This is a genomic window from Micromonospora zamorensis, from assembly GCF_900090275.1.
Lineage (GTDB): Bacteria > Actinomycetota > Actinomycetes > Mycobacteriales > Micromonosporaceae > Micromonospora > Micromonospora zamorensis.
In genome coordinates, this window is sequence record NZ_LT607755.1 from 3,895,934 (window position 1) to 3,919,027 (window position 23,094).

Genomic DNA, 23,094 nt, shown 5'->3' on the forward strand with positions numbered 1-23,094 from the left:
TCAGAGCCCCAGGTAGGCGGCTCGGACCCGGTCGTCGCGGGCGAGCTCCGGCCCCGGGCCTTCGAGGACCAGGCTGCCGCTCTCCAGCACGTACGCCCGGTCGGCCAGGTTGAGCGCGTGCGCGGCGTTCTGCTCGACCAGCAGCACCGAGACACCCCGGTCGCGGATCGCCTTGATCGCGTCGAGCACGGTCCAGGTCAGCTTCGGCGACAGGCCGGTGGACGGCTCGTCGAGCAGCAACAGCCGTGGACCGGCCATCAACGCCCTGCCGATCGCGAGCATCTGCTGCTGCCCGCCACTGAGCGTCTCGGCGGCCTGGGCGCGCCGCTCGGCGAGGATCGGGAACAGGTCGAAGACCTCGCGCAACGGCTCACCGAGCGGCTTGCGGCCACGGGTCCAGCCGCCCATCCGCAGGTTCTCCTCGACGCTGAGCGGCCCGAACAGCGCCCGCCCCTCCGGCACGTGCAGCAGGCCACGGGCGACCAGTTCGCTCGGGCGTACGCCATCGGCCCGTGCGCCGTTGAAAGTGATCGTGCCCGCGGTCGGTTTGACCAGCCCGGAAATGGTCTTGAGCGTGGTGGTCTTGCCGGCACCGTTGGCGCCGACGATCGCCACGATCTCGCCCTCCTCGACCCGCAGGTCGAGCTCGTGCAGGATCTGCAGGCCGTGGTAGCCGGCGCTGACCCCCTCAAGCGTGAGCATGCGGGTCCTCCCCGAGGTAGGCCTCGATGACCCGCGGGTCACGGGTCACCTCCTGTGGTGGGCCCGAGGTGAGCACCCGGCCCAGATCGAGCACGAGCACCGAGTCCGACAGCCGCATGACCGCAGCCATGATGTGTTCGACGAAGACGAGCGTCACGCCGTCCTCGGTGCGCAGCCGCTCCAGCAGCTCCATCACCGGTGCCCGCTCCGCGGGCACCAGGCCGGCCAGCACCTCGTCGAGCAACAGCACGCGGGGTTTGCTGGCCAACGCCCGGGCCAGTTCCAGCCGCTTGAGGGCCGCGGTGGGCAGGCCCTCGGTCGCCGAGTCGCGCCACCGGCCGAGGCCGACCCGATCGATCAGCTCGGCGGCGGCGGTCCGGGCCGTACGCTTGGCGGCGCCGCCGGCCAGCACCGCGATCGTGACGTTCTCCAACACGGTCATCGAGTAGAACGGCCGCATCAGCTGGAACGTCCGGGTCATGCCCGCCGCGGTCACCTTGTGCGGCGCGTGCCCGGTGATCTCCCTGCCGCCCAGATACACCCGGCCGGTGTCCGGCCGCAACGCACCCGCGATCAGGTTGAACACCGTGGTCTTGCCTGCGCCGTTGGCCCCGATGACGCCGAGGATGCTGCCCTCGGCGACCTCGAAGCTCACCTCGTCGACCGCCCGCAGGCCCTTGAACGACTTGGAGATTCCGTCGACCCGAAGCAGTGTCATCGCCGGGACCACCTTTGGCGGATCGTTCCGTATATGCCTTTCGGCAGGAGCAGCACGATGATGATCAACAGGGTGCCGTAGACGATCACGTCCAGGCCGCTGCGCCCCTGAAGGAACTCCAGCGCGGGCGGCGGGTTGCGCAGCACCGTCGCCGTCACGTCGTTGAGCGGGCCCATCACCACGGCGCCGATCACCGGCCCCCAGATGGTCGCCACCCCGCCGATCACGGCCGGCAGGATCGCCTGGATCGACACGCTCGACCCGAACGCCAGGTCCGGATCGATGAACAGGAAGTACTGCACGTAGAAGGCACCGGCGACAGAGGTGATCGCGGCGGACAGCGCCATCGTCACCAGCTTGTAGCGCATCACCGGGATGCCGACCGCTGAGGCCGCGTCCTCGTCGTCGCGGGCGGCCTTGGTGAACTGTCCGGCACGCGAGCGAACGAACTGCACGCTGATCACCAGTGCGGCGACGGTGAGCGCGAGCGCGATCCAGAAGTAGTTCGGCGAGGCCGGCTCGAACTGGATCCACCACCACGAACTGTCGGAACGAAGCGGCACGTGATAACCGACCGCGCGGTTGACGAAGTCGCTGTTTGTCGCCCAGAGCCGGAGCATCTCGGCGAACGCGAAGGTGGCCAGCGCGAAGTAGGCGCCGCGCAGCTTGTACCGCAGCGCCAGGAAACCGATCAGCGCGGCGAACGCCGCGGCCATCACCATGCCGGCGAGCATCCCGATCCACGGCGACACGCGGTGCTCGACCAGGAGCCAGGCGCTGGTGTACGCGCCGATTCCGAAGTAGGCCGCGTGCCCGAAGCTGAACATGCCGCCGAAGCCACTCATCATGTTCCAGCCGATGCTCATCAGGGCGAAGATGAGCACCCGCACCGCGACCGATGCCTGCGCCGACGGAAGGATCAGCGGCAGCGGCACCAGCAGCACGGCGAGTACCGCGATGGCCAGCAGGTGCTTGTTCCACGGCAGGCGAGGCAGTGGCCTGCTGGCCGCTGTCTCCGGTGCCGGCGTGTCGGTGGTGGTCGTCATGCCGACCTCCCGAAGAGTCCCTGCGGGCGCAGGAAGAGCACGAGGACGAAGACGATGAACACCGACAGCAGGGGCGACTGTCCCGGCAGGTAGATACCGCCGAGCTGCTCGGCCAACCCGATGACCAGACCGCCGACCAGCGCGCCGACGACGTTGCCCATGCCGCCCAGCACCACCACCACGAAGGCAACGATGTTGAACAGCGAACCGGTGGTGGGCTCGATGGTGACCAGCGGGGCGACGAGCGTGCCAGCGGCGCCGGCGCAGGCAGTGCCGAGCGCGAATGTCACCGCGTAGATGACCCGGGTGTCGATACCGACCAGCTGCGCGCCGGTGTCGTTGGCGGCCACCGCGCGGATCGCGGTGCCCAGCCGGGTGCGCTGCAGCAGCAGGTAGAGCAGTCCGGCCAGGACCAGTGCGCCGACGAAGGCGAGGATCCGGGACAGGTTGGCCACCGCTTCGAAGATCGGTACGCCGCGGTCGCCGGGCAGGGCCACCGAGCGCGGGTTCCCGCCGAAGAACAGCAGCAGCGCGTTCTCGATGATCAGCGAAATGCCCAGCGTGATCAGCAACTGGTTCTCCAGCGGCTTGCCCATCGCGCCGGCCAGGATGCCGCGTTGCACCAGCAGGCCGAGCACGAACATCGCCGGCACGCTGACGGCGAGCGCGAGATAGGGATGCAACCCGGCCTGGGTCAGCCCGAACGTCAGGAACAAGGCCAGTGCCAGGAAGCTGCCGTGGGCGAAGTTGACGATGTCGAGGACACCGAAGATCAGCGTGAGGCCCATCGCGATCAGGCCATAGACGCCGCCGATCAGGACACCGGTGGCCATCGCCTGCACGACGACGACCCCGCTGCCGGAGCGGACGTACGCGAGCACGACCGCGAGCACGACCAACGCGGCGATCACCGCGATCCGCAGCCACGGCACGGTACGGGCGGGAGTCGGGCGAACCTCGTCGGGATCCAGGGTTGCCACGCCGCCGCTGCCGGCGGCGTGGCCCTGGTCGGCTGGCGTGGTCACTGGCTCTTGAAGGCGGGGTAGAGGGGCTTCTCCTCCGCCTTGTCGGCCGGGAACACCTGCTTGACCACGCCACCCTGGACCTGCATGAGGATCGGCGTGGCGTTCTCGTTCTCACCGGTCGGGCCGAACTTGATCGGGCCGTTGCCGGCGATCAGGGTCGGCACCGAACCGCTGGCGATCGCGTCCCGTACCTTGGCCGGTTCGGCGCTGCCGGCCCGCTCCAGAGCGTCGGCGATCACCTTGACCGAGTCGTGTGCGAGCACCGCTCCGGTGCGGATCTGGTCGTTGTAACGCTCCTGGTAGAGCTTGGCCAGCGCCTGCGTGTCGGCGTTGGTCATGTCGGCGTGGTAGTTGGCGTCGAAGAAGCCCTCGGCTGCGGCGCCCGCCTCCTTCGGGAACTGCGGGAGGTCGAACGCACCGTTGGCGACCCCGTAGACCGCCTTCAGGGCCGGCGGCTTGACGGTGGCGACGGCCTTGGCCGCCAGCACGCCGTCGCGGTAGTAGCCGGCCACCATCAGCACGTCGGCGCCACTGGCCTTGACCTGGGTGACCTGGGTCGTCAGGTCGGAGACGTTGGCGGCGTCGTAGGCGAGCGCCGGGCCGACCTTGATGCCGGCCTTCTCCGCCTCGGCCTTGAAGGCGTCACGTACGGCGCTGCCGAACGGACCCTGCTCGTGCAGCACCGCCACCGTCTTGACCGGCTGGTTGGCCGCCTTGGCCACCTGGTCGAGGAACTGCGCGCCGGCGGTGCCGAGCACTGTGGAGCTGGGCTGCACCCGGAACGTGTACTTGTAGCCCTGGGAGAGAATCGAGTCCGCGCTGGACACGTCGATCACCAGCGGCACCTTGTTGCGTTCGGCCACCGTGGACACGTTCGCGGTGACCGCGCTCTGGTAGGTGCCGACCAGGCCGACCACGCCGTCCTGAATGAGGCGCTGTGCCTCGCTCTGGCCGACCTCCGGCTTGCCCTGGGTGTCAGCGCTCACCAGTTCCAGCTTCTTGCCGCCCTGCGACTTGATGCCACCGGCGTTGTTGATCGCCTCGACGGCCAGCTTGGCTCCGTTGTCCATCTGCTGCCCGTCAGCCGCGGCCGCTCCGCTCAGCGGGTGCAGGGAACCGATCTTTATGGTGCTGCCGGACTGGGCGCCGCCGCCGTTGGTCGTGCCGGCGGGCCCGGACCCGCCGCACGCGGCGAGGGCCAGCGGCAGGGTCAAGGCGAGGCTCAGGGTCCAGGTCTTCCTCATGTCAGCTCCTGGGGTGACCGTGTTCCGCCGCACGGAACATCGCATGGGGCATGATGCTGGCACTGCCCCTTCGCCTGGGTCAAGGGTTCACCGAATAATCTTCTTCAACCCTGGATAGCGCCTCATTGGGGACTTGACCCCCGGGCCGGTCGGTGCTGCAATCGTGTTCCGCTGGCGGAAACACCCGCATTGGGAGATGAAGACTTGGCAGAGAGTCAGGGCACTGAGGCGGCGAGCCGCGTGGCCGACGTCCTTCTCCTGTTCACCGACGGGCCGGACTTCCTCGGGGTCACCGCGATAGCGCGCAGCCTCGACCTGTCCAAGGCCGTGGTGCACCGGATCCTGCAGACATTGGTCGAACGCCGGTTGCTGGTCAGCGACCCGGCGAGCCGTGGCTACCAGCTCGGCCCGGCGGCCGCCGCACTCGGCGCCCGCGCGCTGCGCGAATCGCAGCTGCGCACGGTCGCGATGCCGGTCCTGCGCGAGCTGCAACTGGCCACCGGCGAGACGGCGACCGTGTCGGCGCACGTGCACGGCGGCCGGGTCTACCTCGACCAGGTCGAGTCCACCCGGGAAATCAAGATGACGGTCGAGGTGGGTCGCCGTTTCCCCCTGTACGCCGGCAGCTCCAGCACCTGCATCCTGGCCTTCCTGCCCGACACCGAGCGGGAGTCCCTGCTCGCCACCGAACTGCCGTCGCTGACGAACCGCACAGTGACCGACCACGAACTGCTCCGCGCGCGGCTCACCGCGATCCGCAAGACCGGGGTGGCCAACTCCGACGGCGAACGCCAGGAGGGCGCGGGCTCGGTCGCCTCGCCCGTCTTCGGCATCGACGGCACCGTCGTCGGCGCCGTCTCGGTCTGCGGCCCGGCGCACCGGGTCGACGAGGCCGCCCGGGAACGGTTCGGTCCACTCGTGTGGGAGGCCGCCGACAGCATCTCGCGGGCGCTGGGCTGGTCCGGCGGGCTCCCCAAGTGACCCCGCGATCCTGGCTCTACGTGCCCGGCCACCGCGCCGACCGGGTCGCGAAGGCCCTCGCCGCCGGCGCCGACGCGGTGGTCGTCGACCTCGAGGACGCGGTGCCGCCGGACCAGAAGGAGACCGCCCGGGCAACCGCGCTGCGGCTGGCCTCCCAGGGCCCCCACGAGCGACCCCTGTGGGTACGCGTGAACGACCCGACCGGCCCGTGGGGCGAGGACGACATCGACGCGCTGGCCGGGTTGGAGCTGACCGGATTGCGGGTGCCCCGGTGCGAAGACCCGGCCGTGATCCGCGACGTCGCCACCCGCGCCGGGCTGCCACTGCAACTGCTCCTGGAAAGCGCTGCCGGGCTGGCCCGGGCGGCCGAGTTGGCCACCGCGCATCCACTGGTCGCCGGGCTCGGGCTGGGCGAGGCCGACCTGTCGGCCGACCTCCGGGTGACCGGCGACGACGGGCTGGCCTGGGCGCGCGGCTGGGTGGTGGTCGCGGCCCGCGCCGCTGGCCTCCCCTCGCCCGTGCAGAGTGTCTACACCGACGTCGCCGACCTCGACGGCCTGCGCGTCAGCACCGAGCGGGCCAGGGCCAACGGCTTCGTCGGCCGGTCGGTGGTGCACCCCCGACAGATCCCGGTCGTGCACGAGGTCTTCACGCCGACAGCCGCCGAGGTGGCGGCCGCGCGGGCCGTCCTCGCCGCAGCGGCACGCGCACAGGAGGCCGGCGAGGTGGCCGTGCTCGACGCCGATGGCCGGTTCGTCGATCCCGCTGTGGTGCGCCGGGCCCGACTCGTTCACGACCTGACCGAACCGTCCGACCCACCATCCGGAGGAACGAGTTGACCACCGAGCCGCAGGCCCGCCCGGCACGCACGACCGACGACGCCCTACTCGCCGCGGTGACCGCGGGGGTACGGCTCGTCGAGCTGGGGCACCCGCATTTCACGGGCATGCCGTGCTCGCCGAACCATCCCGGTTTCCGAATGAGCCTGATCCGCCGCCACGGCGACATGGTCCGCCCGGACGGCGGCTCGGCGGCCAACGAGATGATCGTGACCGGGGGGCACGTGGGCACCCACGTCGACGCGCTCTCGCACGTCAGCCACGACGGCAGGCTGCACGGCGGCGTGGACGCCGCGGCGGCGCAGACCGGTGGCCGGTTCAGCGCGCTCGGCGCCGAGCACACGCCCGCGCTGCTCACCCGGGGTGTGCTGCTCGACGTGGCCGCCGTCCACGGGGTGGACGTGCTACCCGCCGGCTACGGCGTGACCGCGGCCGACCTGGCCGCCGCCGCCGAACGGGCCGCTGTCGAGCCGGGGCCCGGCGACGTCGCGCTGGTGCGCACCGGCTGGGCGCGGCACTTCGACGACGCGACGACCTATCTCGGACAGGCCGCCGGCGTGCCGGGCGCCACCACCGACGCCGCCGAGTGGCTGGCCGCGCGTCAGGTGGTCGCCACGGGCTCGGACACCACGGCGTACGAGCAGATCCGTCCGGGCAACGGCCACAGCGTGCTGCCCGTGCACCGGGTACTGCTGGTCGATGCCGGCGTCTACATCATCGAGCACCTCAACCTGGAGCACGCGGCCGCCGAAGGGCTGACAGCGTTCGTCTTCGCGATGGCGCCGTTGCGCATCGTCGGCGGCACCGGCTCGCCGATCCGGCCGTTCGCGGCGGTGGCGGCATGAGCACGCCGACCATCGTCCAGCGGCTCGCAGCGGTGGCCGACGACGTACGGAGCGATGGGCTTCCCGGCGACCTGCGGCAGGACGTGGCCCGCAGGGTCCTCGACCTGATCGGCAACAGCCTCGCCGCCACCGGGCTGCCGCCCGCACGGGCGGTCACCGCGTACGTCCGGGCGGCTGGCGGCACGCCGGAGGCCGTCGCGATCGGCACCGGGCTGCGTGTTCCGGCCGCGAACGCGGCGCTGGTCAACGGCACGCTGGCGCACTCGCTCGACTTCGACGACACCCACCTGCCATCGGTTCTGCACCCCTCCTCGCCGGTGGTGCCGGCGGCGTTGGCGGTGGCCGAGGCGCGCGGCGCGTCCGGCGCCGCGCTGCTCGACGCGGCAGGAATGGGCATCGAGGTCGCCGTGCGGCTCGGCATGGGCGGTTACGACCGCGCGCTCGGAAATTCCGAGTTCTTCGAGCGCGGGCAACACGCAACTTCGATCTGCGGCGCGGTCGGGGCAGCCGTGGCGGCCGCGATGGTCGGTGGCGCCGACGCCGAGGGCATCGCGCACGCGGCCGGGATCGCCGCGAGCATGGGTGCCGGCCTGCTGGAGGCCAACCGGACCGGCGGCACCGTGAAGCGGGTGCACTGCGGCTGGGCGGCGCACTCCGGCGTGGTCGCCGCCGAGTTGGCCCGGCACGGGCTCACCGGCCCGCCGACCGTGGTCGAAGGGCGGTTCGGTTTCCTGCACGCGTTCTGCGGCGAACGGGCCGACGTCGACGCGGTGGTGGACCGGCTCGGCACGCACTGGGAGCTGCCGGGCATCTTCTTCAAGCCGTACCCGTGCAACCACTTCACGCACGCGGGCATCGACGCGGCGCTGGCCCTGCGCGATCGCGGCGTCGACCCGGCCACGATCGAGTCGATCGAGTTGGGCGTACCGTCGCCGGTGCTGCGCACGATCGCCCAACCGCCGGAGGACAAGGCGCGGCCGGAGTCCGGCTACCACGCGGCGTTCAGCGGCCCCTACACGGTGGCGGCCGCGCTGCTCGGCGGCGGCGGCCTGGGCCTGGGCCACGAGGACTTCACGGACGCTGCGGCAGCGGACGAGACGCGGTTGGCGCTGGCGGCGAAGGTGCGCTGCGTGGCGGACGCCCGCTGCGACGAGATCTTCCCGAACCAGTTCCCTGCGGTGCTGCGGGTGGTGCTGCACGACGACACCCGGCACGAGGTACGGGTCGACGTCAACCGGGGTGGGCCGGGCAACCCGCTCAGCTCGGCCGAGTTGGCCGCCAAGTTCGCGCTCAACGCCGCGCTGGTGCCCGACCGCGAGGACATCGCCGCGGCCGTGCTGGACCTGGCCGCCGCGCCCGACGTGGCCGGTCTGATGGCCCGGGTGCGGGAATGATCGAGCGGCTGGCCGCGACCGCCGCCGGCACCGAGTGGGTGTCGGCACCCGCCCGCGTCCAGGACCGGGTGGTCGACCTGGTCACGGACACGATCGCGGTCGCCGCGCTGGGCAGCGGGCGGGCCGAGCTACGCGCGCTGGCCGCCGGGTCCGGCGGTTCGGGTGAGTCGACAGTGGTGGGCTCGTCGCGCGGTTGGCCAGCCGCGGAGGCTCAGTTCCTCAATGGCAGCGCGATCGCTGCGGATCAGCTCCAGGACGGCCATCGGCCGGCTCGTGGCCATCCGGCATCGCACGTGGTCCCGGCCGTGCTGGCGCTCGCCGAGGACCGGGACCTACCGGGTGTGGAACTGCTGTCGGCGGTGCTGGCCGGTTACGAGGTCGGTGTCCGGGTCGGCCGGGCGATGGGGGGCACGCCGGACGGCGTGCACGACATCGGCACCTGGGGTCAGGTCGGCGCGGCCGCCGGGGTGGCCCGGCTGCTGGCGCCCGGCGATGCGGCCGCCATGCGCCGCGCCATCGAGCTGGCCGGCTCGGCTGTGCTGCTCAGCGACGCGGCGACCATTTTCGCCGGGCGTGCCGGCGGGCACGCGTTCCTGGGCGCGTCGGTGCAGCTGGGCGCGAGCCTGGGCGCGGCCGCCGTGGCTGGTCTGGAACCGCTGCCCGGCGCACTGGATCGGCATTTCGCGACGGTCGCCGCCCGTGACTGGTCGGGTGTCGGGCAGGACCATGGCCACGAGGTGCTGCGTGGCTACACCAAGGCGCACCCCACCTGCGCCCACCTGCACGGCGTGAACGACGCGGTGGCGGACATCGTCTCCGTGACCGGCCCGTTGTCGGATGTGGAACACGTCGAGGTGCGCACGTTCGCGCACGCGGCCCGGTTCGACGCGGTCGCCGACAGCGAGCTGGCCGCCCGGTTCAGCGTGCCCACCTCGGTCGCGGTCGCGCTGCTCACCGGCACACTCGACGAGACCACGCTGACCGCGGAGACGGTCTGCTCGGCGACGGTCCGCGACGTGGCCGCGCGGGTCGAGGTGCGGCACGACCCTGAGCTGGACGCCGGCTATCCGGCCGGCCGCCCCGCCCGGGTTCGGGTCCTCCGCGCCGACGGCAGCGTGCTGACCGGCGCGGCGGACCTGCCACGCGGCGACGGTCCCCGGGCCTTCGACCGGGAGGCGTTGCGCACGAAGGCCCGGCGGCTGCTCGACGGCCGCTTTCCCGGGCATGCCGACGGGGTGCTCGCCCTGATCGAAGGGCTGGCGGCCGGCGGCACCGCCCGCTCGCTCGGCGCCGCGCTACGGGCGGCGGCCGCGTGATCGTCACCCGACGCGACGGCGCGCTGCGCCTCGTCGAGCAGGTCGAACACGGACGGGTCGCCGGCGAGTTGGCGGCCGTGTGGGGCAACGACCGGTTCGAGACGCCGACGCCCGGTTCGCCGGTGCGCACCGCGGCCACACGGCACGACGAGGGCTGGCGGGCCTGGGACGCCCGGGTGCTCTTCCACGAGCTGGAACGCCGGCCGCTGCACTTCCTGGAGATCGACGCCACCGAACACGTGCGGCTCTACCGCCAGGGCGTCGAGCGGGTGGCGCTCGGCGACGTGTACGCGGGCGTGCTGGTCGGCATGCACTGGACCGGCCTCTACCGGGGCCGGTGGTCGGCCCCGGACGCCCGAGGCAGGCTGAACCTCGGCCCCGAGGGCCGGGCGGCGCAGGACGCGGCGGTCGACGCCGAGGAGCGGCGGTGGGTGACGGCGAAACGGCTGGCCTGGGCGGCGGCCGAGCCCCGGGCCGCGTTCGAGACCAGGCTGTGGCACAACTACGAGCTGCTTCAGCTCTGGGACCTCCTCTCGCTGTACCTGTGCGTGATGCCGCCACAGCCGGCGGCCGTGCCCGGACCGGCGCGGCCCTGGGGTCCGCAACTGGCCGACCTGGAGCATTCGGCCCAGGACGTGCTGCTGCCGCCCGTGCGCACGCACCCGTTCGGCTCGGTCGAGCGGATCACCGTCGGTGTCCGTAGACCGGGCGTGCTCTGGCTCGACCCGTACCCGTTCACCCGGCCCGGCGTCACCGTCGACGTGCTCAGCGCGGTCGTGCCGGACCGGACCTACAGCCATGCGGAACTCGCCGCACGGGTCGGACGGACGCCGGCCACCGTGATGACCTGGCACCTCGCGCCGTGGACTCGCTGATGGACCTCGCCACGGCCCGCGCCGCCGCACACGCCTTCGTGCTCGGCGAGGCCGGCTTCGCCCAGCTGACCACCATCGACTCCGACGGCTTTCCGGTGAGTCGCACGATGACCGCGTTCCTCGAACCGGACTGGTCGGTCAGCCTGGTGCAGCGGGCCGGCCACCGGCGGCTCGAGCAGTGGCGACGCGATCCGCACACGCTGGTCGCCTGGGTCGGCACTCCCGCGCCGGGCGCCACCAACGAGCGGCCGCATGTCTTCGACATCGGCCTGCTTCCGCCCCGGATGGTGTCCATCCGCGGGACGGCGTCGGTCATGCCGCCGAATTGGACGATCGCTGTGTACCGGCGTGAGGTTGCTCGGCAGCGGGCGTCCGGCTTCACCAAGGCGCCCGTGCGCTCGGATGACGAGGTGACCGCCGAGTTGGCCGGGGTGCGGATCGAGCCGGCGCGAGTGCGACTTGAAGGGTTCGGCCTGGGCGCCGAATCCCATCTGTGGACCGTCAGAAAGGCAACCACATGATCAAAACCATTCTGGGTTACGAGATCGAGGAAGGCGTCAGCCCCGAGGAGTACGAGCGCTGGCTCTTCGACGTGCACGCGCCGGACCTCCTGACCAACCCCTACCTCGACCGGATCGTCTTCAACAAGGTGCTGCGCCCGGTGCGGCAGGCCTCCGGCGGCACGGCGTCCGTGCCGGAGGGTTACACGTTCTACCGGATCGCCGAGATGCACTACGCCGACGAGGAGGCGTACGCGAACTACCTGCGCTGGTTCGAGGAGCACCCGCTGCCGGCCGAACGCGGCCCGGCCGGCCGCACGAAGTTCAAGTTCTACCTGGTCACCGACAGCACTGAGGTGAACCGGGAATGAGCGTCGTCGCGCTGCTCGCCGGGTTCGCCGCGCTCTCACCACCGGAGGGGTCCCTGGCCAGGTGGGCGGCCCGGATCGGCACACCGGACGGGGAGTTCCCACTGATCGGCGCCGGCACCCGGGCGGAGACCTACGTCGCTCTGCAGTGGAATGGCGAACGGTGCGCGTCGCTCGGCCCGGAGGTCGCGCCGACGCTCGTCGGTCTCGCGGTCGGCGCGGCCCGGCGCCGGTCGGCGGCCCAGCTGTGTGCGGCCGTCGACGCCGGGCTGGCCGCCGCCGCCGAGGTGTCGACGCCCATGGTGCCGGTGAGTACCGGTGTGCTGGCCGCCACCGTGTGCGCGGCGCGACTGGCCGAGGTGCCGGAGAACGAACTGCCGGCGCTGCTGGACCTCGCGGCGAGCCTGATGGTGATCGGCCCGCCCGGTGTCGCGCCCGGGCACGACCCGGCCGCCGCCTGGCTCGCGATGCGGGCCTGGGATGCCGGCATCACCGGCATGCCCGGCGGGCTGGCCCACACCCTGTCCGTGGTGTCCAACGGACTTCCCGACCGTGCTGCGGCCGACCTGGATGTCTTCGACCTCGTGGAGGCGCTGCGATGATCGTGCTCAACGTGGCGCGGCCGGTCGGCGAGGCGGACCCGGTCGAGCTGGCCGGCGCCGCGCTCGCGGCCGGGCTCGACGGTGTCGCCCTGGCCGACAGCCCGCGGCTGTTTCCCGACTGCCTGGTGGAGACCGAACGGGTGCTCAGCGCCACCCCGGCACGGCTCGCCGGGCCGTGCGTGCTCAGCCTCGGGCTGCGGCACCCGGCAACGGTGGCTGGCGCCGTGCGCACCCTGGAGGCGCACCATCCCGGCCGGGTGCTCACCGTGGTCGGGCGGGGCGAGAGTTCGGTACGCAACGAAGGGCTGACACCACCGTCTCTGCGCGCGTATGAAGCGGCACTCGACGTGCTGCGCGAACTGGTGCCGGCGTCGGCGCTGCTGCTGGGCGCCGCGTCCGGACCCCGCACCATCGCGGCCACCGCCGCCCGGCTCGGCGGCGTACTGATCGACGCTGGGGCGGACCCCACGATCGTCGGCAAGGCGGTGGCGTTGGCCCGCTCAACGCGGGCAGACGTGCCGGTCTGGATGTTCGTCCGCGCGGTAGTGACCGACGATGAACCTGACGCCGACGCTGCCGCCGCGCCCGTGCTCGGGTCGTGCGCGGCCCGGCTGGTGCAGGCGCCGGACTGGTTCGACGTGCCTGCCACGCTGCGCTCCGGGGTCGCCGCCGTGGCCGAGGCGCACGACTACCGGCGGCACGGCACGGCCGATGCCCGCGGCGCCGGCGACGTGCCCGCAGAAGCCGACCGGTTCGTGCGTGAACGCTTCGTGGTGACCGGAGACCGGCGAGCGGTCACGGAACGGTTCGCCGCGTTCAGCGCTGCCGGCGTCGACGGCGTGGTGTTGGCCGGCGCTGTCGGTGGGGTCCTGGACCGGCTCGACGAGCTGGGCCGGGCGGTCCGCGATGGCCTGACGAAAGGCTGATGATGCAAGGAATCGACACCAAGCGGATCGCCGCCTTCGCACACGACACCAGCCTCGGGGACCCGCCCGAGGAGGTCCTCACCTTCACCCGCGCGCTGCTGCTCGACACCCTGGGCGCAATGCTGGGTGGCCTTCGGTATCCGGCCGTCCGGGCGCTGGCCGAGTCACTACGCCCGTCGGCCACCACCGACCTGCCGTTCGGCCGGCTACTCACCCTCGGTACGGCTGCGACCTGGCTGGACGCGGATTCCGGTGGGTCCTTCCATCCGCAGGGACACCGGCTACCACCGGTGCCGACGGCGCATCCGGCACCGCACTCGCTGCCCGTGCTGCTGCACGCCGCGGCCCACGGCGTCGACGACCGGCGGCTCGTCGAGATCTTCCTGATCGCCAACGAGATCGGCATGCGTTTCGGCGTCGGCACCACCCTTCGGCCCGGGTTGCACCCCCACGGCATCCACGGCCCGATCGCCGCAGCGGTTGCCACCGCTCTGCTGGATGGCCTTCCCCCTGCCACCACCGCCACTGCCATCGAGCTGGCCGGCGCGGTGCCGATGGCCGCGACCCTCGCCGTCCCGATGCGCGGCGGTACAGTCCGGAACCTGTGGACCGGCCTGGGCGCCTACTACGGCGCCTCCGCCGCCCGCCGCGCCGCCGATGGCGCCACCGGGTCGGAGGCCCTGCTCCGCGAACTGCTCGACGGCCTGGTCTGCACGGATCTGTCCGCCGCGGAGCTGACCACGGGGTTGGGCACCCGCTGGCGGCTGACCGACAGCTATCTCAAGCCGTACGCCTGCGCACGCTGGGTGCACCCCGCGCTGGACGCGTTCCGCGCTGCCGTCGCGGGCGTGGCCGACCCGGTGCGTGAGCGCGGGGGCCTGGCCGCGATCGAGGTCGACACCTTCGCCTTCGCCGCGTCGCTGTCCACCGTCGACGTCTCCTCGGATCTGCAGGCCCGGTTCTCGGTGCCGGTCAGCTTGGCCACCCTGGCCCTCGACGGCGAACTGGCCGCAGCGGGTTTCCTGCCCGACCGGCTGGCCCGCCCCGAGGTTGGCGCGCTGGCCGCTCTGGTCCGGCTGCGCGAGGAGCCGGTGTTCACCGCCGCCCTCCCACACGAGCGGCCGACGAGGGTCACGGTCCACTGGCGGGACGGTTCCACGGCGTCGGCCACGGTGCGCAACGCCCGCGGCAACCCGGACGACCCGCTGACCGCCGACGAGGTGGCCGCCAAGTTCCGGCGCAACGTCGAGGACGTACTCGACCCGACGACCGCCGACGCGGTGGTGGCCGGGCTCCTCGATGGTGCTGGCGGCGACACCATGGCACGCGCGGCTGCCGAGGTGATCGGCCGGTTCTGCCCGTAGGGCCCGCCCGTCGGCGCTCGTCAACTCTCGGAGCGGCGCTCCGCCACGGCGGCGTCGAACCAGTCCCGCAGGTCCTCCGCGGCCGGCGGGGTGCGCGGGTCCACCGGGTCAGGGTTGCGCAGGTGGTAGACCTTCCCCATGAGCGGCCTCAGCGAGCTGATCGGCTCAAGGTCATGACCACGCCCGGCCAGCACCGGCTGACCCTCGTACACGTATCCCCGGGTTTCCCCGTGCCCCACCTGCCAGCTCAGCTCGGGTACGGCGTGGCGGACGCACTCCGCGGCGTAGAACGCGACCGCGTCGATCAGCGCGAGGGACTCGTCCGACCAGATGTGCGGGGCGAGGAGCGCACTCCGCCCGTACCACATCGGCAGGACCGCGTCCGTCGGGCGTTGGAAGACGCTCCCGTTTTCGAGGATCACCTTCTCCCGGGGAGCATCGGCGGGGCGCAACTCGAGGCGGCCGATGGCCCAGCCCCAGATCGGGGCCAGGCTGTCGCGGGAATGGTCGAGCCGTTGCGGCCTGCCGGTGCGGGCGGCCTGGTCGTGCAGCCAGGCGAGCCGTTCGTCTCCGGCGGCCAGATAGCGCCCCAGGAAGTCCTCGTCGGACTCGGCCGTGGTGCTGAGGACCATCCCGGCAGGTGTCCGGTCGTCCTCGTCCGACGAGATCATGTCGAGGACCTCGCCGAGCGGCGCGCCGGTGACATCGCCCTCCTGGACGACGAACCGACCGCCGGTCGCCTGCGCCACCTCCTGCAGCACCTCGACGACCCGCGTCACCTCGGCCCGGAATCCGGCGGCCGGCAGCAGGGGGAAGGCGTCCCAGATCGAGACGACCAGCTCGCTGACTCCCGTCTTGCCGGGGTGCACGAACCACTGCGTGCCGAGCCGCTCCCCCTCCCAGACCAACTCGGCGTACTGCCCGCCGGCGACATCCTCGTGGAGATCCGGATCGTCACCGAAGACCCTGCTGAGCAGGGCGACCACGGTCGCCCTGCTCAGCTCGGCCCCGGACGGGATGACACCCATTTCCAGGCTCACTGCAACTATGCCCCGCTCGGTGCGTGGATCGTGAAATCGATGTTGTTGTTCTTCAGGCACTCCAACAGCGGAGGGTGGACGCCGATGCTGTTGTAGGAAGCACTCGCGAAGAAGTGCCAGTGTACTTTCTTGATGTTCCTCTGCCCGTGCACGTTCTTGGCCTCGTCGGTGGGAATCCAGGCGTCCTTCAGGCACTCGTCGATGAGGCTCTCGGTCCAGGTCGGAACACCGGTCTTGACCTCGTGCAACGTCACCGAGCCGTCGATGTCGTCCACCTCAGCGCAGTCGGCCTTGCGCCACTTCGAGCCGGCTCTCGGGTAGCCCGGGGTATTCACCTGGTGCTGCGGTAGGCAGTTGCTCAGGATCGTCTTCAGATACTCCTCGCCCGCCGTGAAGTTCCACTGGGGTGGGACCGGCACGCCCGGCCGGTGGTTCGGCAGCTTCATCGCTTCCTCGATCGACTTCCACTTGGTGCGATCTCCCTTGGACAGGGTGCGGATGTCGGCATCGCTGAAGCGTGAGGTCGCCGCCAACGCCATGAAGTTGAACGAGGTGTCGCCGCTCTGCAGGTAGTTGTAGGTCTCGCCGAGGATCAGTTCGAGCGCGATGTCCTTGACCGCGTCGGTGAGCTTGTCGTAGCGGGTGACGAACCGGACGACGGCGTCCATGCGGTGCAGGTACCTGAGCGCGAACTTGGCAACCTTGGCCGGAATCGCGACCGCGTCGCCCGCATACGGGATCAGACCCACGACGCTGAATCCCGCGCTGACCCAGTCGCCGCGGATGGCGGCGGCCACGGCATCCCGGATGTCGGTGATGGCACCGACGATCCAACCGACGACCGGGATGAGGCTCAGGGCTCCGGAGCAGACATTGCCCGCAAGCCACGCCATCGAGTCGCGCATCGCGAACTCACCCGCGACCAGGCCGAGTGCGAAGTCGGAGACGTACGTCCACTTGCTGATCTGCTCGTCCGGGCGGCCCGGGTCCAGGCTCTGGTCCTGGACGTGGGCGACCTCGTAGTCGTCACGCAGACCGTCGCCGTCGGAGTCCTGACCGAGTGGGTTGATCCCCCAGTCGTTGACCTCCGTGCCGTCGGACAGGCCGTCGCCGTCACTGTCCACGTTGTTGATGTCGGTGAGGATCTCACCCTCGGCGATGTCGATGAGGCCATCGCCGTCGGTGTCATCGAGGTTCGGCGCCGGGACGATCGGCGGAACGTCGCCGGGCGTCGGCGGCGCGCGCGGCTGGTCGGCCACCAGCGGGTTGCTGCCCTTCGCCACCTCGGCGCCGTCGGTGGCGCCGTCGCCGTCGGTGTCGGGGTCGGTGGGCGAGGTGCCGAGCCGCTGCTCGTCGAGGTTGGTCAGCCCGTCGCCGTCGACGTCCTCGGCTCCGTCGGCAACCGAGTCGCGGTCGGTGTCGACCGCGTTCGGCATCGCCCAGCCCGTCAGTTCGGTGATCTCGAACTTGTCGGTCAGTTTGTCGCCGTCGGAGTCGACCAGCAGCGGGCTTGCGCCGAGGCGCAGCTCCACCACGTCCACCACGCCGTCGGCGTCGTGGTCGCCGTCGTAGGTGATGCCGAGCCGGACCAGGACATTGAAGCCGTTACGCCAGGCGTTGGCGGCCTGGATCGTCGCAGGTTCCGGGTTGGCCTTGAGCAGCATCTCGTCGGCTTTGGCCAAGTTGACCTTCGCCGCCGCCAGGTCCGCGAACGCCTCGGTCAGCCCCGCCGGGGCGGGCGCGGGTGGCGGGCTGGCCCGGAACGGGCCGATGGTCGCTTCGGCGTCCTGGATTGCCGCGTCGGCGAGCAGCCGCACGCCGGTGAGGGTCTCCACCAGCGCCCTGACGTGTGCCTGCTCGGCCTCACCGTTCGGCGGGCTGGCGCCGGTCATCCGGCTCTTGAGGAACGACTCCAGGTGCCGGAGATTGTCGAACGCGACCTCGCCGTCCGCGGCATTTTCGAGTCGCGCTCCGTCGAAGTAGCGGGAGCCGACATCCGCCAGGACCGGATCGATCCGGCTGCTTCCGAGCCCGTCACCCACGTACGGCCGCAACGCCTGGGTGGCCTCGGTGATGTAGAGCCTCGCGTCCCGGACGTACTCTGCAGTCGGGATCTTCGCGACCTCAACCTGCCAGAGAGGCGTCTCCCCCGCCGACGCCTCTCCAGCGGAGATCGCCAGCTGTGCGACGACCGCAGTCGCCAGCGCAGCGGCAAGGCCCTTTCTTCGTAACCGCGCGTGGATGCGCATGGGCACTCCCGTCCGTCCATTGCCGATCATGACGACGGAAAGCCTAATATAGAAGGCCGGCAATGGGGTGCCCCTCGGGCCCGCGGGACGTCGCGCCTGCCGGTGTCCGTCCTGGTCGGACGTACATATTCGTCTGACGGCCTTGGTCTGTTCCGGTACGTTCGATCCGTTCACCCTCGGGCACCGCGACCTGGTGGCCCGTACCCGGGTGATGTTCGGTTGGGTCATCGTGCTGCTGGCGGCGAATGCCGACAAGCAACAGCCGCTGAGGCCATGGCAACAGCGCCGAGGCGAGCCGGGGCGTGTGGCCGACTGGCCGAGAAGGCCGGCAGATGATGGGGATTCGATCGGAAGCGGGTGTTGATGACGCGGCCGACACTGTTCCTGACGGTCGGGCTCCCGTGCACCGGTAAGACCACTGCCGCTCGGCGTATCGAAATCGAGCGGAAGGCGCTTCGTCTGACGAAGGACGAGTGGGTGAAGGCTCTCTATGGGCACGAGAATCCGCCATCGGCTCAGGACGTGATCGAAGGACGACTCATCGAGATCGGGCTGCGCGCCCTCGAACTCGGCAACAACGTTGTGATCGACTTCGGTCTCTGGAGTCGGGACGAACGCTCCGCCCTGCGGAAGGCAGCAGCAGACCTCGGCGCGCTGGTGGAGATGCGCTACTTCGCCCTCACCCCAGCCGAGCAGCGCAGACGACTCGACCGGCGGCAAGCCGAAGCGCCGCACACGACGTGGCCGATGTCCGACGAGGAACTCGCCGAGTGGGCCGCCACCATCGACATCCCCACGCCAGGCGAACTCGACGGCAGCGAACCCGTCGATGAGCCACCGGCTGGTTTCGCGACCTGGAACGAGTGGCGCGCACGCCGCTGGCCGCCGGCGGTCTCCTGACGCCGGACCGCCAGGAGACGGTTTCCCGGCCGGTCGTTCGGGTACCGCCGCTGGTCAGGACAGAGGAAGGTACACACATGACCGAGCGGGACGAGCGACGCGATGGGGAGCAGACCGGGGTGCCGCAGGACGAGGGGGCCCGCAGCACCCGGGCGGCGCAGGACGCCCACGGCGGCAGCATGGCGCCGGGGCTGGTCGACGACACGGGCCACCCGGTGGCGCAGGCCCCGGCCGACCAGTTGGCCGACAGCGAAAACGAGGCCTGAGGCACGAGCGGCGGGCTGGTCGGGAGCGGTCCGGGCCAGCCCGTCGGTCGCTTGAGCGCGGTGTGAGAGTTCGATGGTGTCCCGTCTCACCCCGATCTCGTTCGCCAGGTCGCCACAGCCCGCCGGTACTCTTGATCGAGTACGGACTGTACCCATATGTCCACCAGCCGAGGGGTGACCATGCACGATCACGCGTCCGGCCACATCGACCTCGTTCGCCTGCGGGACGTGCTCGACGGACCGTGGGCAAAGGTGCGCAACGCGCACCGGGAGCACCTCGACGAGCGTTTCCTTCCGGTGTACGGCGAGACCGGTGACCAGGCACGTGAGCGGATCTCCCGGCTGCTGACCGAACTCCCCGTCGAACTGGGGATCGCGTCGGCCTTTCCCACCGAGTACGGCGGCAGCGCCGACGTCGGCGGCTCGATCATCGCCAGCGAGATGCTGGCGCAGGTCGACCTCTCGCTGATGGTCAAGGCGGGCGTGCAGTGGGGCCTGTTCGGTGGCGCAGTCCAAGCCCTCGGCACCCAGCGCCACCACGACACCTACCTGCGGGACATCATCTCGGGCACCATTTTCGGCTGCTTCGCGATGACCGAGACCGGCCACGGGTCCGACGTCCAGCAACTGCGCACCACCTGCACGTACGACCCGCAGACGCAGACCTTCGACCTGCACACCCCGCACGAGGCGGCCCGCAAGGACTACATCGGCAACGCCGCCCGGGATGGACGCATGGCGGTCGTCTTCGCGCAGCTGATCACGAACGGTCAGCGGCACGGCGTACACGCGTGGTTGGTGCCGATCCGCGACGCACAGGGCAACCCGCTGCCCGGCGTGACCATCGGCGACGCTGGGCCCAAGGCCGGCCTGCTCGGCGTGGACAACGGGCGGCTCAGCTTCGACCAGGTGCAGGTGCCCCGCGACATGCTGCTGGACCGTTACGGTCAGGTCGCCGAGGACGGCACATACTCCAGCCCGATCGAGAACGACTCCCGGCGCTTCTTCACCATGCTCGGCACTCTGGTCCGTGGTCGGGTGAGCGTGGGCGGCGCCGCGTCGGCGGCCACCAAGTCGGCGCTGACCATCGCAGTGCGCTACGGCGACATCCGGCGCCAGTTCGACACTCCCGGCGCCGACCGGGAGGTGCTGATCAACGACTACCTGGCCCACCAGCGCAAGCTGCTGCCGGCCCTGGCCACCACGTACGCGCTGCACTTCGCCCAGACCGAGCTGGTCGCTGCGCTGAATGAGGTGCAGGGCGGCGACGGGCCGGTCGACGAGCACCGGCAGCGGGAGCTGGAGTCCCGGGCCGCCGGCCTCAAGGCCGCGCAGACCTGGCACGCGACCCGCACCATCCAGATGTGCCGCGAGGCGTGCGGCGGCGCCGGCTACCTGGCAGAGAACCGGCTACCCAGTCTCAAGGCCGACACCGACGTCTTCACCACGTTCGAGGGCGACAACACGGTGCTGCTGCAGCTGGTCGCCAAGGGTTTGCTCACCGGCTACCGCGACGAGTTCGGCTCGTTGGACGGCTGGGGGCGCGCCTCCTTCGTCGCTGAGCAGGTCCGCGAGATGGTGCTCGAGCGCACCGCCGCACGGTCGCTCATCGAACGGCTGATCAGCGCGGTGCCCGGCCGCGACGAGGAAGTCGCCGTCACCGACCGCGGCTGGCAGCTGAAGGCCTTCGAGGACCGTGAGCGGCACCTCCTCGACGGCGCTGTCCGTCGCCTTCGCGGCGGCGCGGCCACCAAGAAGGACCGCCCCTTCGACATCTTCAACGACGTCCAGGACCACGTCCTGGCCGTCGCCGCCGCGCACATCGACCGGGTCACCCTGGAGGCGTTCGTCGCCGGCATCGCGGACACCGCCGACCCGGCGGTCCAGGCGCTCCTCTCCCGCGTCTGTGACCTGTACGCGCTCAGCGTCATCGAGGCGAACAAGGGGTGGTTCCTGGAGCACGGCCGGCTCACGCCGGCCCGCTCGAAGGCGATCACCGGCGTGGTGAACGGACTGCTCAAAGAGCTGCGCCCGCACATGCGAACGCTCGTGGACGGCTTCGCCATCCCGGACACGTGGCTGCACTGCGCCATCCTGCGCGAGGAACCCCGCAGGCAGGAAACCATGTCCGCCCATGACGCCACCAGTGGTACGCAGGCAGTCCCGGTGTAGGCAGGCAGACTCGCTGACCGACAGGGCTCATTCAGAGGGAGCGGGTTTCCTCAAGGATGACCCGGCCACCGACCTCGACGGTGCCGTTCGGACCGGGTCGGGTCAGGATCTGAGATCCCTTGCCCTGGATGATGTCCAGCGCCCGCTGCAGTTCCGCGGTGAGCACGATCGCGGACGCGCCGGTGGCTTCATCCTCGGCGATGGCGTCGCCCCGGCGGGGAAATCCTCTGGTACGCACCCGACCGGCGGCCCGGTCTTGCCACGCCCACGCGTACAGCCACCCGTCACCTGGCGGCGGGCACGGCAATGCGTCGACCTCCTCGGCTGAGGCGTACTGCTGCATGCGCCTGTCGGGCACCCACTGCGAGCGACCACTGATCCAGGTGAACTCGCCGTCCTGCCAGGTTGGCACCGATCCCGCTGGTGGGTGTAGGAGTTCCGGCCTGGCTCCGAGCCGACTCAGCAACCAGGAGGTGCCCACCAACGGATGACCGGCAAACGGCAGCCGCACGCTCGGCGTGTGAATATCGACGGTTCCTGTGCCGGCGTCATCGACGAAGACGGTTTCGCTGAAGCCCAGTCGCGCGGCCACGGCATGGCGGTCCTGCCCAGCGGCCACGGCATGGCCGTCAAGAACAACGCCGAGCTGGTTTCCGTACGTGCCGCCGGGACCGCAGAACACACGAAGTACATGCAGATCTGTCACGAGCGATGCTAACCACACCAAGCCTGCTGGGCGGACACCGTGCGCTCGTCGGCGCGTTCGGCATCCCCCTCCCTGTTACGCCGCGTGCCACGCGGATCGCGGCTGCCGGTGATCTGAGCCGCCGCCACGTAGCGACAGGCTCAGCGCTGGGAGGTCGCGCCAGACCGCTCGCGCGCATCACCCCAGGTCAAAGCGTTCCGCGAACGTGCGATACACCGGTGTTCCCGGCAGATTGTCGCGGATGGCAAACACCACGTGGTCGAAGCGATCGACCTCCCGCAGCGCATGGGCGAAGGCGTCGGCGACCGTAGCGGGATCGTTGCGGAACACGCCGCATCCCCACGCGCCCAACACCAACGTCCGATGTCCGTGCGCGGCCGCGACCTCCAGCACTCGGCGAGCACGCCGGGCCAGCACCGCCGGTACGTCCGCAACGTGTTCGGGCTGGTTGCGGAGGATCGCGCCCAGGTTCGGCGCCGCAGCGGTCAAGAACGATGTCGTGTGTGGCCGGTCGAGCAGATTGCCCCTGTCGTCCCGGAAGACCGGCACGTCCGGGGAGAAGATGACGCGATCGCTGTAGCGCAGGTCCCGCTGTTCGCGGTGGAACGCATAGAACTCCCGGGCAGCAAGGAGACATGGGTACAGCGCCGAGGAGCGGGCGATGCTCTCCTCCTGCGCCTTCGCTCCGCCCAGGAACCCACCACCCGGATTCTTCGCCGAGGCGAACACCAGACAGGCCGCTCCGGGCGCCAGCCGACGCGCTGCCTGCAACGTCGACTCGTACGTCACCTCCACCCTGCCTGCACCGGGCTCCGCGTCTCCCACCGCGGGCACCTCGTCCGGCAGGTAGAGACGAGTGCCGGCGACTGCAGCACGTACCACCTCGCCGATGCCGACCTCGTCACCGGCACCATTGCGATAGCGACCCGAGTCAGCGATTGCAACCGTCTGCCGGGCAATCTCGCGCAGACGACCGCTCACCCGGCGCACTCGTCTGCGCTACGACCCTTGTTCTC

The 23,094-nt window shown here is 71.0% G+C and carries 24 protein-coding genes; 15 read left to right on the top strand and 9 right to left on the bottom strand.

The window, feature by feature from the left end; translation table 11 throughout:
- Genes GA0070619_RS17100 through GA0070619_RS17120 form a run of 5 tightly spaced genes read right to left on the bottom strand, consistent with a single transcriptional unit; the run spans position 1 to position 4,735 of the window.
- Positions 1-702 (bottom strand): ABC transporter ATP-binding protein, encoded by a 702-nt coding sequence (locus tag GA0070619_RS17100; protein WP_088949000.1) that lies wholly within the window; start codon positions 700-702, stop codon positions 1-3.
- Positions 689-1,420 (bottom strand): ABC transporter ATP-binding protein, encoded by a 732-nt coding sequence (locus tag GA0070619_RS17105; RefSeq protein ID WP_088951866.1) that lies wholly within the window; start codon positions 1,418-1,420, stop codon positions 689-691. The genes GA0070619_RS17100 and GA0070619_RS17105 overlap by 14 nt, the downstream gene beginning before the upstream one ends.
- Positions 1,417-2,466 carry a branched-chain amino acid ABC transporter permease gene (locus GA0070619_RS17110; RefSeq protein WP_088949001.1) on the bottom strand — a complete coding sequence of 350 codons (1,050 nt, stop codon included), beginning with the start codon at positions 2,464-2,466 and terminating at the stop codon, positions 1,417-1,419. The genes GA0070619_RS17105 and GA0070619_RS17110 overlap by 4 nt, the downstream gene beginning before the upstream one ends.
- Positions 2,463-3,491: a branched-chain amino acid ABC transporter permease gene (locus tag GA0070619_RS17115; RefSeq protein WP_197699547.1), complete on the bottom strand. Its 1,029-nt coding sequence runs from the start codon at positions 3,489-3,491 to the stop codon at positions 2,463-2,465. Before GA0070619_RS17115 ends, GA0070619_RS17110 begins: the two co-directional genes overlap by 4 nt.
- On the bottom strand, positions 3,488-4,735 hold the full coding sequence (locus GA0070619_RS17120; RefSeq protein WP_088949002.1) for an ABC transporter substrate-binding protein: 1,248 nt from the start codon (positions 4,733-4,735) through the stop codon (positions 3,488-3,490). The genes GA0070619_RS17115 and GA0070619_RS17120 overlap by 4 nt, the downstream gene beginning before the upstream one ends.
- Before the next feature lie 204 nt (positions 4,736-4,939).
- On the opposite strand from GA0070619_RS17120, the gene GA0070619_RS17125 reads away from it, so the two are divergent.
- From GA0070619_RS17125 to GA0070619_RS17175, 11 genes are read left to right on the top strand one after another with little or no spacing between them, the layout of a single operon-like run.
- Complete coding sequence (locus GA0070619_RS17125; RefSeq protein WP_088949003.1) at positions 4,940-5,716, top strand: IclR family transcriptional regulator; 777 nt, start codon at positions 4,940-4,942, stop codon at positions 5,714-5,716.
- Entirely contained in the window at positions 5,713-6,555 is an 843-nt protein-coding gene (locus GA0070619_RS17130; protein ID WP_088949004.1) for an HpcH/HpaI aldolase/citrate lyase family protein, read from the top strand. Before GA0070619_RS17125 ends, GA0070619_RS17130 begins: the two co-directional genes overlap by 4 nt.
- Complete coding sequence (locus GA0070619_RS17135; RefSeq protein WP_231927076.1) at positions 6,552-7,400, top strand: cyclase family protein; 849 nt, start codon at positions 6,552-6,554, stop codon at positions 7,398-7,400. The genes GA0070619_RS17130 and GA0070619_RS17135 overlap by 4 nt, the downstream gene beginning before the upstream one ends.
- Entirely contained in the window at positions 7,397-8,794 is a 1,398-nt protein-coding gene (locus GA0070619_RS17140; protein WP_088949005.1) for an MmgE/PrpD family protein, read from the top strand. Before GA0070619_RS17135 ends, GA0070619_RS17140 begins: the two co-directional genes overlap by 4 nt.
- On the top strand, positions 8,791-10,110 hold the full coding sequence (locus tag GA0070619_RS17145) for an MmgE/PrpD family protein (protein ID WP_088949006.1): 1,320 nt from the start codon (positions 8,791-8,793) through the stop codon (positions 10,108-10,110). The genes GA0070619_RS17140 and GA0070619_RS17145 overlap by 4 nt, the downstream gene beginning before the upstream one ends.
- Positions 10,107-10,985, top strand: coding sequence for a DUF3891 family protein (locus GA0070619_RS17150; protein ID WP_088949007.1), 879 nt, complete (start codon positions 10,107-10,109; stop codon positions 10,983-10,985). Before GA0070619_RS17145 ends, GA0070619_RS17150 begins: the two co-directional genes overlap by 4 nt.
- Positions 10,985-11,506 carry a pyridoxamine 5'-phosphate oxidase family protein gene (locus GA0070619_RS17155; protein ID WP_157744030.1) on the top strand — a complete coding sequence of 174 codons (522 nt, stop codon included), beginning with the start codon at positions 10,985-10,987 and terminating at the stop codon, positions 11,504-11,506. The genes GA0070619_RS17150 and GA0070619_RS17155 overlap by 1 nt, the downstream gene beginning before the upstream one ends.
- Complete coding sequence (locus GA0070619_RS17160; protein ID WP_088949009.1) at positions 11,503-11,856, top strand: EthD domain-containing protein; 354 nt, start codon at positions 11,503-11,505, stop codon at positions 11,854-11,856. Before GA0070619_RS17155 ends, GA0070619_RS17160 begins: the two co-directional genes overlap by 4 nt.
- The gene (locus GA0070619_RS17165) at positions 11,853-12,455 is read left to right on the top strand and encodes a hypothetical protein (RefSeq protein WP_088949010.1); all 603 of its coding nucleotides are present in this window, start codon (positions 11,853-11,855) and stop codon (positions 12,453-12,455) included. The genes GA0070619_RS17160 and GA0070619_RS17165 overlap by 4 nt, the downstream gene beginning before the upstream one ends.
- Entirely contained in the window at positions 12,452-13,381 is a 930-nt protein-coding gene (locus GA0070619_RS17170; RefSeq protein ID WP_088949011.1) for an LLM class flavin-dependent oxidoreductase, read from the top strand. Before GA0070619_RS17165 ends, GA0070619_RS17170 begins: the two co-directional genes overlap by 4 nt.
- Positions 13,381-14,745: an MmgE/PrpD family protein gene (locus GA0070619_RS17175; protein WP_088949012.1), complete on the top strand. Its 1,365-nt coding sequence runs from the start codon at positions 13,381-13,383 to the stop codon at positions 14,743-14,745. The genes GA0070619_RS17170 and GA0070619_RS17175 overlap by 1 nt, the downstream gene beginning before the upstream one ends.
- Positions 14,746-14,765: 20 nt before the next feature.
- On the opposite strand, the gene GA0070619_RS17180 is transcribed toward GA0070619_RS17175, so the two are convergent.
- Together GA0070619_RS17180 and GA0070619_RS17185 are read right to left on the bottom strand one after the other, a co-directional pair.
- Positions 14,766-15,785 (bottom strand): hypothetical protein, encoded by a 1,020-nt coding sequence (locus tag GA0070619_RS17180; protein WP_157744031.1) that lies wholly within the window; start codon positions 15,783-15,785, stop codon positions 14,766-14,768.
- Between the two features lie 5 nt (positions 15,786-15,790).
- Positions 15,791-18,034 carry a hypothetical protein gene (locus tag GA0070619_RS17185; RefSeq protein ID WP_088949014.1) on the bottom strand — a complete coding sequence of 748 codons (2,244 nt, stop codon included), beginning with the start codon at positions 18,032-18,034 and terminating at the stop codon, positions 15,791-15,793.
- A 67-nt stretch (positions 18,035-18,101) separates the two neighbouring features.
- Here GA0070619_RS17185 and GA0070619_RS33840 point away from each other — a divergent pair, with 67 nt between their 5' ends.
- From GA0070619_RS33840 to GA0070619_RS17205, 4 genes are all read left to right on the top strand, one after another.
- Entirely contained in the window at positions 18,102-18,398 is a 297-nt protein-coding gene (locus GA0070619_RS33840) for an adenylyltransferase/cytidyltransferase family protein (RefSeq protein ID WP_269458511.1), read from the top strand.
- Entirely contained in the window at positions 18,398-18,934 is a 537-nt protein-coding gene (locus GA0070619_RS17195) for an ATP-binding protein (RefSeq protein WP_088949016.1), read from the top strand. Before GA0070619_RS33840 ends, GA0070619_RS17195 begins: the two co-directional genes overlap by 1 nt.
- Before the next feature lie 77 nt (positions 18,935-19,011).
- Positions 19,012-19,200: a hypothetical protein gene (locus tag GA0070619_RS32420; protein ID WP_141910098.1), complete on the top strand. Its 189-nt coding sequence runs from the start codon at positions 19,012-19,014 to the stop codon at positions 19,198-19,200.
- 180 nt (positions 19,201-19,380) lie between these two features.
- Positions 19,381-21,372: an acyl-CoA dehydrogenase family protein gene (locus GA0070619_RS17205; RefSeq protein ID WP_088951869.1), complete on the top strand. Its 1,992-nt coding sequence runs from the start codon at positions 19,381-19,383 to the stop codon at positions 21,370-21,372.
- Positions 21,373-21,403: 31 nt separating this feature from the next.
- Here the strand turns inward: GA0070619_RS17205 and GA0070619_RS17210 are convergent, their stop codons facing one another.
- Both GA0070619_RS17210 and GA0070619_RS17215 read right to left on the bottom strand, forming a co-directional pair.
- The gene (locus GA0070619_RS17210; protein WP_088949018.1) at positions 21,404-22,078 is read right to left on the bottom strand and encodes a PhzF family phenazine biosynthesis protein; all 675 of its coding nucleotides are present in this window, start codon (positions 22,076-22,078) and stop codon (positions 21,404-21,406) included.
- 177 nt (positions 22,079-22,255) lie between these two features.
- Complete coding sequence (locus GA0070619_RS17215) at positions 22,256-23,059, bottom strand: TIGR02452 family protein (RefSeq protein WP_088949019.1); 804 nt, start codon at positions 23,057-23,059, stop codon at positions 22,256-22,258.
- Between the last annotated feature and the right edge of the window lie 35 nt (positions 23,060-23,094).

Coding starts and splice junctions, on each gene's coding strand:
- GA0070619_RS17100 (WP_088949000.1), bottom strand. CDS start 702: ATGCTCACGCTTGAGGGGGTCAGCGCCGGCTACCACGGCCTGCAGATC.
- GA0070619_RS17105 (WP_088951866.1), bottom strand. CDS start 1,420: ATGACACTGCTTCGGGTCGACGGAATCTCCAAGTCGTTCAAGGGCCTG.
- GA0070619_RS17110 (WP_088949001.1), bottom strand. CDS start 2,466: ATGACGACCACCACCGACACGCCGGCACCGGAGACAGCGGCCAGCAGG.
- GA0070619_RS17120 (WP_088949002.1), bottom strand. CDS start 4,735: ATGAGGAAGACCTGGACCCTGAGCCTCGCCTTGACCCTGCCGCTGGCC.
- GA0070619_RS17140 (WP_088949005.1), top strand. CDS start 7,397: ATGAGCACGCCGACCATCGTCCAGCGGCTCGCAGCGGTGGCCGACGAC.
- GA0070619_RS17145 (WP_088949006.1), top strand. CDS start 8,791: ATGATCGAGCGGCTGGCCGCGACCGCCGCCGGCACCGAGTGGGTGTCG.
- GA0070619_RS17155 (WP_157744030.1), top strand. CDS start 10,985: ATGGACCTCGCCACGGCCCGCGCCGCCGCACACGCCTTCGTGCTCGGC.
- GA0070619_RS17160 (WP_088949009.1), top strand. CDS start 11,503: ATGATCAAAACCATTCTGGGTTACGAGATCGAGGAAGGCGTCAGCCCC.
- GA0070619_RS17165 (WP_088949010.1), top strand. CDS start 11,853: ATGAGCGTCGTCGCGCTGCTCGCCGGGTTCGCCGCGCTCTCACCACCG.
- GA0070619_RS17170 (WP_088949011.1), top strand. CDS start 12,452: ATGATCGTGCTCAACGTGGCGCGGCCGGTCGGCGAGGCGGACCCGGTC.
- GA0070619_RS17175 (WP_088949012.1), top strand. CDS start 13,381: ATGATGCAAGGAATCGACACCAAGCGGATCGCCGCCTTCGCACACGAC.
- GA0070619_RS17185 (WP_088949014.1), bottom strand. CDS start 18,034: ATGCGCATCCACGCGCGGTTACGAAGAAAGGGCCTTGCCGCTGCGCTG.
- GA0070619_RS17195 (WP_088949016.1), top strand. CDS start 18,398: ATGACGCGGCCGACACTGTTCCTGACGGTCGGGCTCCCGTGCACCGGT.
- GA0070619_RS32420 (WP_141910098.1), top strand. CDS start 19,012: ATGACCGAGCGGGACGAGCGACGCGATGGGGAGCAGACCGGGGTGCCG.
- GA0070619_RS17205 (WP_088951869.1), top strand. CDS start 19,381: ATGCACGATCACGCGTCCGGCCACATCGACCTCGTTCGCCTGCGGGAC.